Source organism: Photobacterium profundum, from assembly GCF_003026285.1.
GTDB classification, from domain to species: domain Bacteria; phylum Pseudomonadota; class Gammaproteobacteria; order Enterobacterales; family Vibrionaceae; genus Photobacterium; species Photobacterium profundum.
In genome coordinates this window covers 98,823-110,758 of sequence record NZ_PYOD01000001.1, presented here as the reverse complement: position 1 = coordinate 110,758, position 11,936 = coordinate 98,823, and the positions used below count along the sequence as shown (strand labels likewise).

General features: G+C 41.1%; 11 protein-coding genes and 4 tRNA genes. 3 read left to right on the top strand and 12 right to left on the bottom strand.

All coding sequences use genetic code 11. From position 1 onward, the window contains the following. Positions 1 to 27: 27 nt before the first annotated feature. From C9J48_RS00470 to C9J48_RS00455, 4 genes are all read right to left on the bottom strand, one after another. Positions 28 to 103 (bottom strand) — tRNA-Asn (locus tag C9J48_RS00470). A 6-nt stretch (positions 104 to 109) separates the two neighbouring features. Continuing rightward, positions 110 to 184: transfer RNA gene (locus C9J48_RS00465), tRNA-Gly, on the bottom strand. A gap of 8 nt (positions 185 to 192) precedes the next feature. Beyond that, positions 193 to 268 (bottom strand) — tRNA-Thr (locus C9J48_RS00460). Between the two features lie 45 nt (positions 269 to 313). After that, positions 314 to 404: transfer RNA gene (locus C9J48_RS00455), tRNA-Ser, on the bottom strand. A gap of 249 nt (positions 405 to 653) precedes the next feature. On the opposite strand from C9J48_RS00455, the gene C9J48_RS00450 reads away from it, so the two are divergent. Then, positions 654 to 1,127 (top strand): nuclear transport factor 2 family protein, encoded by a 474-nt coding sequence (locus C9J48_RS00450; protein WP_006231671.1) that lies wholly within the window; start codon positions 654 to 656, stop codon positions 1,125 to 1,127. A 49-nt stretch (positions 1,128 to 1,176) separates the two neighbouring features. Here C9J48_RS00450 and C9J48_RS00445 read toward each other — a convergent pair whose 3' ends face one another. From C9J48_RS00445 to C9J48_RS00420, 6 genes are all read right to left on the bottom strand, one after another. After that, the gene (locus tag C9J48_RS00445; protein ID WP_006231672.1) at positions 1,177 to 2,625 is read right to left on the bottom strand and encodes an ATP-binding protein; all 1,449 of its coding nucleotides are present in this window, start codon (positions 2,623 to 2,625) and stop codon (positions 1,177 to 1,179) included. After that, positions 2,615 to 3,271, bottom strand: a complete 657-nt coding sequence (locus tag C9J48_RS00440) for a response regulator (protein ID WP_006231673.1) — start codon at positions 3,269 to 3,271, stop codon at positions 2,615 to 2,617. Before C9J48_RS00440 ends, C9J48_RS00445 begins: the two co-directional genes overlap by 11 nt. Before the next feature lie 234 nt (positions 3,272 to 3,505). Then, positions 3,506 to 4,306, bottom strand: coding sequence for an SDR family oxidoreductase (locus tag C9J48_RS00435; RefSeq protein WP_006231674.1), 801 nt, complete (start codon positions 4,304 to 4,306; stop codon positions 3,506 to 3,508). Positions 4,307 to 4,360: 54 nt separating this feature from the next. Continuing rightward, the gene (locus C9J48_RS00430; protein WP_006231675.1) at positions 4,361 to 5,065 is read right to left on the bottom strand and encodes an iron-containing redox enzyme family protein; all 705 of its coding nucleotides are present in this window, start codon (positions 5,063 to 5,065) and stop codon (positions 4,361 to 4,363) included. A 29-nt stretch (positions 5,066 to 5,094) separates the two neighbouring features. Next, the gene (locus tag C9J48_RS00425; protein WP_006231676.1) at positions 5,095 to 6,690 is read right to left on the bottom strand and encodes an AMP-binding protein; all 1,596 of its coding nucleotides are present in this window, start codon (positions 6,688 to 6,690) and stop codon (positions 5,095 to 5,097) included. Further along, a complete protein-coding gene (locus C9J48_RS00420; RefSeq protein ID WP_006231677.1) occupies positions 6,690 to 7,319 on the bottom strand; it encodes a thermostable hemolysin in 630 nt (209 codons plus the stop codon). Before C9J48_RS00420 ends, C9J48_RS00425 begins: the two co-directional genes overlap by 1 nt. 270 nt (positions 7,320 to 7,589) lie before the next feature. On the opposite strand from C9J48_RS00420, the gene C9J48_RS00415 reads away from it, so the two are divergent. After that, positions 7,590 to 9,098, top strand: coding sequence for a peptide MFS transporter (locus tag C9J48_RS00415; RefSeq protein WP_006231678.1), 1,509 nt, complete (start codon positions 7,590 to 7,592; stop codon positions 9,096 to 9,098). 94 nt (positions 9,099 to 9,192) lie between these two features. Here C9J48_RS00415 and C9J48_RS00410 read toward each other — a convergent pair whose 3' ends face one another. Continuing rightward, positions 9,193 to 10,683 carry a multiheme c-type cytochrome gene (locus C9J48_RS00410; RefSeq protein WP_107281015.1) on the bottom strand — a complete coding sequence of 497 codons (1,491 nt, stop codon included), beginning with the start codon at positions 10,681 to 10,683 and terminating at the stop codon, positions 9,193 to 9,195. 275 nt (positions 10,684 to 10,958) lie between these two features. Between C9J48_RS00410 and C9J48_RS00405 the strand changes: the two genes are divergently transcribed. Continuing rightward, positions 10,959 to 11,330: a spore gernimation protein gene (locus tag C9J48_RS00405; RefSeq protein ID WP_107281014.1), complete on the top strand. Its 372-nt coding sequence runs from the start codon at positions 10,959 to 10,961 to the stop codon at positions 11,328 to 11,330. A gap of 23 nt (positions 11,331 to 11,353) precedes the next feature. On the opposite strand, the gene C9J48_RS00400 is transcribed toward C9J48_RS00405, so the two are convergent. Beyond that, complete coding sequence (locus tag C9J48_RS00400) at positions 11,354 to 11,800, bottom strand: nitrous oxide-stimulated promoter family protein (protein WP_107281013.1); 447 nt, start codon at positions 11,798 to 11,800, stop codon at positions 11,354 to 11,356. Positions 11,801 to 11,936 lie beyond the last annotated feature (136 nt).

Below are 11,936 nucleotides of genomic sequence, written 5' to 3'. Positions count from 1 at the left end.
CGCTCATTGAGCGGCTTTTTTGTTGTATGGCTCCCTCTACTGGACTTGAACCAGTGACATACGGATTAACAGTCCGGCGTTCTACCAACTGAACTAAGAGGGAATTGTATGGAGCGTGCAGCGGGAATCGAACCCGCATCATCAGCTTGGAAGGCTGAGGTAATAGCCATTATACGATGCACGCAAAATAAATGGTGCCGACTACCGGAGTCGAACTGGTGACCTACTGATTACAAGTCAGTTGCTCTACCTACTGAGCTAAGTCGGCACACTTTATTCTGTTTGTATTCACGCTTACGCCTAAATACCAATATGGCGGAGAGATAGGGATTTGAACCCTAGAAGGGCTATAAACCCTTGCCGGTTTTCAAGACCGGTGCTTTCGACCACTCAGCCATCTCTCCTGAGTGCGAAAGATAATAATGAATACTGATGTCGATGTAAAGCGCTATAATTCTAACTGACTAATATTTGGTCTTTTTAAGTTGAAATCGCAAATAAAAAGCTGTTTATTTGGATTTCAGTAATATTTTTAATGGTAAAACCTCGGTATGTCTCATTAATCGACGGGTAAATATTCCGACTAAGAGCCAGAATCGTTCATATACTGATCTAGACGTTTGTATTCTCACTTATTAGTCGTTGGAACGTTTATGAAAATTGTATTACCTAGCGTGTTGTTTGTGACTACTGCTCTTGTTGGTTGCTCTTCTGATCAACCCAGCCCTCCTAAAATGTACACTGAAAGCTGCAAAGTGGTGTCTGAAGCTGAAATCGAATCCTTATTTGATCGTTGGAATAACTCGTTGCGAACAGGCAACTCCAAAAATGTTGTTGCTAACTATGCTGTGCGCTCTGTGCTTTTACCGACAGTGTCTAATAGGGCACGTTATACCGCGAACGAGAAAGAAGACTATTTCGATCACTTTCTTGAAGATCGCCCATCAGGGAGTATTGATTTACGTACCATTGAGTTGGGGTGTAATACTGCGGTAGATGCTGGTCTTTATACGTTTACCTTTGCGAAAACAGGTGCGACTGTTAGTGGACGTTATACTTATACGTATCGTTGGGATGGCACTGAATGGTTAATTACCAGCCACCATTCTTCTGCAATGCCAGAATAAACGTATTATTGTCTTATGCTTGGCTAATTGAGGTCACAAGGTAATGATATTAAGAATGCATTGCCTTGCTGATCCGTTGGGGCAGTAACATGACATTACCGCCATGCATTGTGGCAATATCTGCCACAATAGACATGCCTAAACCAGCGCCATCGCCTCGCTCTGTGTTACCTCGAAAAAATTTCTCAAAAATCTTGTCTCGAACGTCATGTTGAATCGCAGTGCCATTGTCATGAACAATAACTTCGATCATGTCGGGCGCTAACACCTTACTGTTGTGTTTACAGGTTACGGTAATTTCAATTGATGAATGAGTGCCAGAATAACGGATGGCATTATCGATAATATTGCTAAACAAGATACTCAGTAGCATGGCGTTGCCTTGCGTCATAACGATATCGGGCCCATCGAGTGATAATTCTTGCTTCTGCTTTAAAGCAATCGGTGCAAGTGAGGCGATAACATCACGTAGACATGCCATTACCTCTATGGACTCAGGATGAAAGGCTTGTTCTGCTTCCACTTTAGAAAGTATCAGTAGTTGTTGGATCAGGCGATCTGTGCGATCGATGCCATGTAAAATATTTGTTAAGTCGTTTCTTAATTCATTTTTATTTGAGCTCTTTAGGGCATTTTCGGCATTTAATCTAAGCACCGCAAGAGGGGTTTTTAATTCATGTGCAGCGGTGCGAGTCAGCCGACGTTCACGTTGCCATGCCTTATCTAATTCAGCGAGTAAGTAGTTAAGCTGATTAACCAGTGGTGCTAACTCAACTGTTGGCTGTGGTACGTGAATACTATCGAGTTTATTGATGTTGCGTTGAGCGATAGCTTTACGAAGGTCATCGATAGGCTGAAGAAACTTGTTCACTAAAAAGATAATTGTTAGTGCAAGAATAGGGATCAACACTAACTGAGGTAATCCGGTAGAGATGGCTATTTCATTGATTAACTCAGAGCGAATCGCTTGTCTTTCTGCGGTGACTAAAAAGGCAGCTTGGTCGATATTGGGCTGAGGGGGTAATTGAATTTGAAAGCGACGCCATTCTTCATTGTTTATAGTAACGAAACTAAACCCTGGTTGGTTTACGTCGCCGATTAATGTTGCTGGTGCCCCTGGTGATTTGAGTATGACTTCTGTCGGGGTGAAAAATTGAAACATCAAATTTTGTTCGTAAGGATGACCAAAGGTTGTGACGGTATCATCGTCGTCGGCGTATATTTGAATATCGTGATACCAATCAGAATAGGCTTTTGTGCGTATATCTGCAGGTTCTTGCAGCATATGGGGCATGCTTAAGGCTAGAATTTTCGCAGATTGCCCAAGACGTGCATCATAGACTTCATCAATTTCATGTCGGGTTTCGTAGAAGGTTAAAATCCACGACAGTAGTACCAATGCAGACGCAACCGTTATTGTTGTAAGGGTTAGTCGTCTTTTGATGGAAAAAAGATCTGGGTTTGATGACTTTTTATCACTTAAAATATTAGCGTTCAATAATATAGCCCACTCCGCGGATATTTTTGATTAGCTGACCACCAATCTTTTTCCTTAAATTATGAATATGTACTTCGATGGCATTGTCACTTGCCAGATCATCCCAACCATGAAGTACTTGTTGAAGGCTTTCTTTACTGAGTACGCGTCCTGATTGTGTTACTAAGGTGGCTAAGATTTTAAATTCATTTTTAGTGAGTTTTACCGGGTTACCTTGATAATGTACGTCATTGGTTTTGAGTGAAATAGATAAATCACCAATTTCTAGCTGTGTGTCGGTATGCCCAGAAACACGTCTGATTAATACACGAAGCCTAGCCAATAACTCTTCAAGTGCAAAAGGTTTAACAAGGTAATCGTCTGCACCGCCATCAAGTCCCTTTACACGATCATCGATTTCATCACGTGCCGTTAAAATTAAGATGGGTAGGGAGTGTCCCGCTTTTCGTACTCGGCGGAGTACTTCTAAACCATCAGTATCGGGTAGTGTGAGATCTAAAATAATCGCCATAAAAGTTTCAGTATTTAGGTTTACCTCTACACCATTACCTTGCTGTAACCAGTCTACGGTATAGCCATGGCGACTTAACGACGTCACCATGGATTTCCCTAACATCACATCATCTTCGACGAGTAAAATACGCATATTTACTGCAGTTCCTTTAATTTATTTGTAATCTCTTGCTGTCGTCCTTTATCTGCCAATCGGCCAGCTTAGTACCTTGTAGTATAGTGAACCTAAACGGGTAAATGCTGAACCATCAAGCACTTCTGGATCTTTTTTGATCACTTTGGTTAGGTACTTGACTAAGTGATTGTTGTTTATTTCGTTTCATTGTGCACTCCTTAGCGTCGAAATTCTGGTGAATAGGTACTGCTTTTATAATGATTTACTGGCAAGCTCGGTGATACGCGTATGTTGTTTACGAATAGATGACGACACCACACTGGGTAATAATTGGTTTAGACGAACAAATAATTTTTCAGGCCAGCCAAGCCAGCGGTATTTTGTCTCAGCCTTCAATGTGGAAATAATTTTACTGGCAACATATTCAGGGCTGTCTGTTTTATTACCGAGTAATGTATTGAGTTCTGTAACCCGTTGATCATTCAGCTTGGTATCTGTTGCGCGCGGGGCAAGGTACAACACCTGAATACCTGTGCCGGTAAGCTCGCGTTGCAACGCCTCACTAAAGCGGTGAATGGCGGCTTTTGTTGCACAGTACGTACTGTATCCGGGGTAGCCAATGGCACTAAATGTTGACCCTATATTTAATATGATGCTCGGACGTTTAAGCCAAGAAAGGGCATGTTGACTTAACAAAATAGGTGCCAGCATATTTAGTTGCGTTTCTCGTGTAATGTCGACCGCAGTTTGCTGCGCGAGATAAGCAAACGTATTGGTGCCTGCATTGTTGATCACGATATCAATACAGATGCCCTGATTTTTCCAATTTAAACAAGCTGTGTTGATGGTTTCTATACCATCAGTTGCCAAGTCAGCCCTGATGCAAAGATGTTCACTTGCGCTTTCAAGGCTATTTTTGAGTGCATCAAGCTTTGTTTGTTTTCTTCCAACAAGAATTAAATATGCTCCCTGCTTGGCTAATCGAATCGCTAAGGCGGACCCGATACCACCTGTTGCACCAGTGAGTAGAATACGTTTTCGTTTTAAATCCATCAGTTGCTCCTTTTCTTTTCGTTGGAATGAGGCTGTACGTGTTTTTCGTGAGATTCAGGCAGCAGCGGTTGACGTTGAAAGTGATTGAGTAATGGGTAAGCTATGCAGCATCTGACCGTATAGTTGATACACCATGTTTGCACCGTCGATAATGGCTTGCTGATCGTCGGGGTCGGTGATCTGATTCATCAGGCCTTCAAACATTTTGATGTGTTCTTGATCTAATTCACTGTGTGATTTTAAGTAGCTCATTGCACTATCGGGTAACTTCAGCGTTGTTTGAATTGCCGTGGCGACTTGCCCACCTTCACTCACACTTGTGCCTTCCAGCACCCATACCATGCCAAAGAAGGCCATTGGGTTACAACGATCAATCTGGTGATACAGATAAGCGACCATCAATTCGATATCGGCACCGACTTTACCTTGATGGGTATTCGCACGTACATCTTTGGTATTACCACCACATGTTTGAATGTCATTTAATATCCATTCGTGATGGCCTTTTTCTTCTTCGATATATTCGCCGATTGCTTGGCGTAGCCATTCGTAGTGTTCGGGTAATCGCGAGCCACAAGCCATTAGCAGTGGAACGGTATGTTTCACATGATGGTAAGCCTGTGTAAGAAAGCAGATATAAGCATCAAGGCTCATTTCACCCTTAGCGCATGCAGTAAAAACGGGCGCGTTTCGCATGGTTTGTTGTGCGCCTTTAGTGTGTTGTTGTAACTGTTCAAAGAACGGTATTACTGTAGTCATGGTGTGATCCTTAGGTATTGAAATGATTGTTACATTGTTACATTGTCACTTTTTGTGCTATCTAGCTTGCTAAGTTCTGGTTGAAAATAGTGCAGAAAGGCATCTCGACGTGGGCGTCCGTTGCTGGTTATCAACGCGGGTAATTGATTAAATGGACGAGAAACAATAATGGAGCCAATACGTGCGTAATCAGGTAATAAAGTATTTAATTGCGTAATCGATTCTTCTATTTGTTTTAAGCTTTGCTTTCGATTCTGTTGTACAGATGAGTGATTTGAGTTTTGGATGGCAATAATGGCAGTGAGCGATACTTGCCCATCACCCAATACAACCATTTGTTGCAGCCCGGTATAAGCGTGTGCTTCTGATTCAATCCATTCTGGTGAAATGTTACGACCATAGCTGGTGATTAGAACGTTTTTCTTACGCCCAGTAATGTGCAAGAAACCGTCTTCATCTAAGTAACCTAGATCTCCTGTTGCGATCAATGTGGGTTGCGTAGAAGCGCCGATATAGCCAAGCATGGTTGAGCCAGAAACTAATACTTCGCCATCATCAGAAAATGTGACATGGCAGTGAGGTAATATACGTCCGCTGCTGCCTTGCAAGTTGTTACGTTGAGGATGGGCTTTACTGCTGATCTTTTGATGGGTTAGAACATTAACGTCAGGGCGATTTAAACTAACAACTGAACCACATTCAGATAATCCATAACCTTCATAAGCTGGAATACCTGCAGCATGCGCTTTACTTAATAGTTGAGGTGAGACACGTGCGCCTCCCACAGCAACAAATTTTAATGACTGAATAGTATGAGAAACGGCTTCAGGTGCCGTTTGAACAATGTCAGTTAATGCCATCAATAATTGCGGTGTTAACACAAGGCTTTGTGGCTGGTGGTTTTGTAATGCCTGAATAAACAGCGAAGGATTAAATTGGCTTGAACCGGTTAATCCTAGGTGATGTCCAGAAAGGATAGTGGTTGAAATGCCAAGTATTATCGGTACATATAATCCTGCTATATTTTCAAGTAAGGTGGATAGGGGTAGTAGCACTAAGTGCTTGTCTGGGCATGATGAAAGAATCAACTCATTAGCCAGTGTTTGAGCCACTTTATCTAAATGCGTCATACTCAGGCAGACACCTTTAGGCTGACCGGTAGAGCCTGATGTAAAAGTGACTTTTGCCGTACCTGCTGGTAACTGTGGTTGCTTATTATGTGTTGCTCGGTGGTACACCGGTAGCGCTGTTATATAGCCAACCGTATCTGTAGTTTCTTCCCAATTGCCTATTAACGTATCTACATTGGCGGTGTCTAGTAGGTGAGTCACCTGACTGGTGGAAAAGAACATGGGTACAGGTACTAATACAATGTTTGCCGCTATTGCTGCTAGATCGATAATTGCCCAGTTAATGCTGTTATTTGCTTTTAAGGCGATGCGTTCTGCTTGTAATGCCATTAATGCATGCTTTGCGTGCTGTACAGCTTGCCATAATTCACTGAATGTTAGACTGCTGTTTTGCTCACCAATTACAGCCAGTTTTGTCGGGCATTGTGTTGCCCATTTTTGTAGGGCGGTTAGCACACTTTCATGCTGGGTATTGTGCTCGAGAATAGTGCCCATTAGCGTCTTTCCTCACGGTATTGTTTGATTGCGTTCATACGTGAGAATCGTGCTGTTAATTGTTTTAGCCCTAAGGGTAAATTCACGACAGAAACTCGTGGTTGGTGGTGGTAATACGTGCCCCATGTTGATTCAGCGTCAGGTATGACATCTGGATTTGCATCCGATAACACATGCAGCTGTAAACCAAGGCGGCACATCATGACGTAGAGAGGATCGGTCGCCGTAAAAATACACCATTCAAAGCCACTATCGACGAGTTTTTGGGTCATCAGCATAAAATGCAGGGGTGACATACCGTGTGAAAAAGATGCCAGTTGCCCAAATTCGATGAGCTTGCTGCGGTCGATCTTCTGATCAAACGCTGTAGTCATTAATTCATCAGCAGGCTGAGACAGATATTGCTCAAGAAAGAGGGATTCTTGGTTTGCAACGCGAAATCCACAAACAGAAAGCAGCACTTGCCGATCATCATAAATAGCCATAAAGGTTGGCATGAATTCGACAATCTTTGCATTAAAGGCATCGTTATAACGTGTGGAAACGTATTGCTCTACGTCTTGTCGGTAAGCATGTTGCTTATCAATAATAAGTAAATTGGCATGGGTGTTGAGGTCATTTGTGTTCATCGCTTTCCCCTAATCATTACCGTTATGATTAACATTAAGGGGTGAAACTTAAGAAAGGCTTAAGAGAGCAGATATCGATATTAAGATGGTGCTTCTTTTTGGGAATATACCCTTGTAATAATGCTAACTCCTTGATTATGCGTCATGCATCATAATAAGAAAAAAATACTCCTCTCATACGCTATTTGTTGAATATTGTGATTTTGATTGCGAAACATTAAAGGCTATTGGTGGTAAGTTTCGCAATGCATAATTTCAAAGGAGTATGATATGCAAGATGCAAATGCTAGATTCCCACACACAGCTAGAATTTTAATCCTTAGGCAGTTTTTGTGGGGGGCTGCTTTCTACGGTACATATGTATTATTAACAAAATATTTCTTGTTTGAGCTGAACTACAGTGAAGCTGATACTATTATGATGCTGGGTGCTTTTGGTGCCGTAGGGCCAGTATTCTCGGCTGTTGGTGGTTTTGTTGCTGACCGATATATTGGTTCGTTCCGTGCTGTCTATATTGGTTATACCACTTATACGATTGGTTTCTTCTTACTTGGAATCGGTGCATCACAGCTTAATATACCAATGAGTATTTTTGCTATTGCGTTAATTGGTTATTCGAGAGGGTTGTCTGCAACTTGTCCGACTGTACTGTTCGGTAATTCATATTCTGCTACAAACCGTGAGTCTTTCCAGCAAGGCTTAACAATTAACTATTCAATCAATAATCTGGGCTCTTTTTTATCGCAATATCTATTTCCATTTCTTGTTGCGTATCTTGCCTATCAAGGTAACTTCTTTATTTCATCGTTCTTGATGATGCTCACATTAGTTCTGTTTTTCACTTTTCGTAAAGAGTTAGTTGAAGCGGGTAATGATCTCGATAAACGCCCTGTAAGCATGAAAGTGTGGGCTGGTTTTATTGTCGGTTCAGCCATAATGCTGCGCTTAGTGTATTGGATCTTTGCGAACTTAGATGAAGGTAAATATTTGCTTTATGGGTTAGGTGTACTGGTTATTTTGTATTTTATTTATGAAATTACCAAGGCGACTATCGCGTACAGATATAAGATGTGTTGTGTATTAATCATGATTTTCATCTTCATGGTGTTTTATTTCTATTACGGTCAAATGCTCACTTCGATGAACATTTATGCGATTAACTTAATGGGTGATCAGCTTTTAGGGTTTATACCTATTCGTCCTGAATCCAATGTAGCGTTTAATCCATTATGGTGTTTTGTACTGGGTGGTCCTGCTATTTATATCTATGGTTGGATGGATAAAAAGGGGTATTCACCGACGATTCCAACTAAGTTTGCAGCAGCCTTTGGCTTTACCGCGATTGCGTTTGCCTTGTTGGGTTTATCAACTGGTTTTGTGAATGAAAACGGAAAAATTTCTGCAGACTGGATTTTATGGGTGAATTTCTTCCAATCGTTTGCTGAGTTAATTGTTGGCGCATTGGGTGCTGGGTTTATTTTTGAAATGGTGCCTCGCTATCTATCTGCATTCTCGATGGGGTTGCGAGCTGTAGCATTGTCGTTAAGTGGTATTGTAGCGGCGGTAATATCAACAAAAATAGCACTACCAAAAGATCAAGTACTAACCCAAGAAATTATAGAGAATGTTTATACTAACTATTTCTATACATTAGCAGTATTTGCATTCTTGATGGTTTTCGTCACTTTGGTACTGTCTAAAGTGATAGCAAAACTTATTCGCAAAGGCGAAGAGTTAGAAAAATTAGAAGCAGAAAAAGAATTAGCAACAAGCCACTAACTATTAGTGACTCATTATTAATGCAGCAATAGAAAAACACCCTTTGTTATTATAAATAACAGAGGGTGCTCTTTAATATGTACGCTGATTGTGATTATGGCTTCATTGCAATTGTCTGTTCAGCATTAGCAATTGGCAATACTGCTCTTGCCGACGTCATATTAACGATATCGACTTTTAATTTATCTTTACCCAGTAATTCATCCACAATTTTTTGAGGGAATGGCCAGTAATTGAGCTGAGCATATAAGGTAACAATACCTGAAATATCTTCTGGTATTTGAAAAGTGTAATCGACGATTGAATAGCCATTTGGTTGAATACGCGTATCAGATAAAATCCGATCAACTTCCCATACATTGAGATCAACCACATTGCCATTGGCATCACCTAGCGTGACTTTGAAGTTACGTGTCCCTTTTTCTGTGTGTCCATCGACAACGGCACCAGAACGGTATATTGAGGGTTGAATGTCTGTCTTAACATTAAAATCAACCCACACCTCACGGCCTTCAGGAAAACCGGTAGGCAGTTTATGACCGGCACCCACATTGGCCACTTTGACTTTTATCGTAATAAGCTCACCTGGTATGAATGAGTCAGGTAAATCAATAAACTCAATGGTTGCCGCCGATCTTAGCATGGCACGCGAAAGTTCGGCACTGTCTGGATTATTAAAGTATTGCTGTAGCGTTGAATTGCCCCCAGTGAATTCATGGGAATAAATGTGTTTACGCTCTTTTCCCATAATGGCTGATTTACCTGGATTATCGTGTTGCCCTGGTCCTGGTGTCATATGGCAATCTTGGCATTGTATGCCTTGTTCGTTATAAGCACTTTCTTGCCATTCATCGTAAGTACGCTCTATCGGTGTACTGTTGAAAGGGTGAGAAACATTATGGCAAGTCGAGCAGAATTCTGAGCGAGTATGAAGATCTGAATATTCAGTTTTATGGTAAGGCGAGCTTGCATCGGTACGCGGCCCCAATTTTACATGTTTATCTCTATTTGGCGATAAAATATACGCTGCGTTGTCATTACCCGTTATACCGGTAATGTTATGGCACACTTCGCAGTTAACCCCTGGCAAATCGGTGTTCGTTTCGAGCATTGCCGCAGAAGCGTTCATGCTTGTCATGCCTATTGGGCTGTGGCAAGCAATACAAAAATTATCAACTTGGCCATCAGTGGCTTTACTCGCACGTAGAAATAGCGCTTGATAAATTGGATCGTCCCACGAGTAGGCCATGGCTGACTTTTCCCACTGCTGATATATTTCACTGTGACACCCTTTACAGACTTCAGGATTTTCAAACATATCAGGTGTTAGCTGGCGACCATCAGTGGTGGCACGTGATGGATAAAAAGGACTACTCTCTGTTATTTGTTCTTCTGTTAGTGGCTTATGTGGCTTTTGCCATTTATACAGGCCGTCTTGTGCATGAATGTGGAAGGGTGATAGTAATACTATAAAGATAAAAAAAGATCGGATGAAATTGAATAGGGGAAATAACCATAAAGCCTGATGTTGAATTGGTTTGAATTCGTTTTTAATTAAAAAGTATCGAGCATTTCTAATATCCATAGGTTTACCCATTAAAAAATGATGAATACATTGCTGCCTAGCTAAGCTGTCACTCAATGAGTTTAGGTGTGATAAATGGAATCGAGTTCACAAAAATAAGATTATTGACATACTTTATATGTGGTTAATGAGACGCGAAAAAATTTACACAATTGTGACTATTTATTTTGATATTCCCGTAGAATACGCAGGGTGTTTTAGTCATCGTTATCAATGAGTTTCTTTATTGATAATAAAGACGTCGTAATTATAAATACAAATCTAAGAGGATAGATATGAAGCAATTTTTTTTAGGCAGTGTTGTTGTCGCTTCACTATTAATGCTATCTGGCTGTGGTGATGAGTTACAGCTCACTGCTGCACAGATTAAAAATGTGGACAAAATGTCGGTTGCTTCTGATCAAACGACACTAGATGTATATTGCCCGACAGGAATTTGTATTTTTGACTTGTCATCGAATATTGAAACGAACGTTGTTGTTACCATGCATTACAACGATGACAAGACCTTCAGCAAGATTGAAGGCGTGAGTGTGACGGGTAGAATGGGCTCAACAGTAAAAGTATTAGGTGAAAACAGCTTCAGCATGGATTTGGCTGCTGATAACGACGTATCAAAAATTCAAGTTGTCGACTTTTATCGTTAATTACTGGTGCTAATTGTAAGTCGCTATTTGTTACGGCTAGCGTGCTTTCGTTTATGTCGATTAGAGGCACCCGCCGTCGGTTTCATTGGAACTGGGCGTCTCTCTGCTAAAAGGTGCTTAATAGCAAATATAGGGTGTGTGAATAACATTCTTGGTCCTGCGTAGCGCATTATTTTTTGCGACATTGCTTTGTATTCTGGCTTATAGCAGTGAATAGGGCATTGACGACATGTTGGTTTGTTTTCGCCATAAGGACAGCGATCTAATCGCAGAAGTGCATATTCAAGAAAGTCGGCACATTGTTCACACAGTTTGCCGTTTGGCTTAAGTGCATTTGGACTAGATACTGCGTGCTGAGCGATCTTGTGGTACTGGTGGTGTGCTGTGCAGTAAATATTTGTCATTAGCTGGACAGTTTTAAATTCGCTTCTGAGAGAGCCCACTAAGATGTTTTTAGAGTCTGAATGCATATTGTTACCCTTAGTTCTAGCGATAGAACCGATACAAGATCAAGCGAATATTTTACTCGAACAAAGTGATATTTAAAATGCAACAAATGGTTTTTCAGCCCAAAACTTGATCTTAAAACGTGATATATATGTCACA

What these genes read in the sequence shown, in the direction of transcription:
- C9J48_RS00450 (WP_006231671.1), top strand. Translation starts at nt 654, where the DNA reads ATGAAAATTGTATTACCTAGCGTGTTGTTTGTGACTACTGCTCTTGTT.
- C9J48_RS00440 (WP_006231673.1), bottom strand. Translation starts at nt 3,271, where the DNA reads ATGCGTATTTTACTCGTCGAAGATGATGTGATGTTAGGGAAATCCATG.
- C9J48_RS00435 (WP_006231674.1), bottom strand. Translation starts at nt 4,306, where the DNA reads ATGGATTTAAAACGAAAACGTATTCTACTCACTGGTGCAACAGGTGGT.
- C9J48_RS00430 (WP_006231675.1), bottom strand. Translation starts at nt 5,065, where the DNA reads ATGACTACAGTAATACCGTTCTTTGAACAGTTACAACAACACACTAAA.
- C9J48_RS00425 (WP_006231676.1), bottom strand. Translation starts at nt 6,690, where the DNA reads ATGGGCACTATTCTCGAGCACAATACCCAGCATGAAAGTGTGCTAACC.
- C9J48_RS00420 (WP_006231677.1), bottom strand. Translation starts at nt 7,319, where the DNA reads ATGAACACAAATGACCTCAACACCCATGCCAATTTACTTATTATTGAT.
- C9J48_RS00415 (WP_006231678.1), top strand. Translation starts at nt 7,590, where the DNA reads ATGCAAGATGCAAATGCTAGATTCCCACACACAGCTAGAATTTTAATC.
- C9J48_RS00410 (WP_107281015.1), bottom strand. Translation starts at nt 10,683, where the DNA reads ATGGATATTAGAAATGCTCGATACTTTTTAATTAAAAACGAATTCAAA.
- C9J48_RS00405 (WP_107281014.1), top strand. Translation starts at nt 10,959, where the DNA reads ATGAAGCAATTTTTTTTAGGCAGTGTTGTTGTCGCTTCACTATTAATG.
- C9J48_RS00400 (WP_107281013.1), bottom strand. Translation starts at nt 11,800, where the DNA reads ATGCATTCAGACTCTAAAAACATCTTAGTGGGCTCTCTCAGAAGCGAA.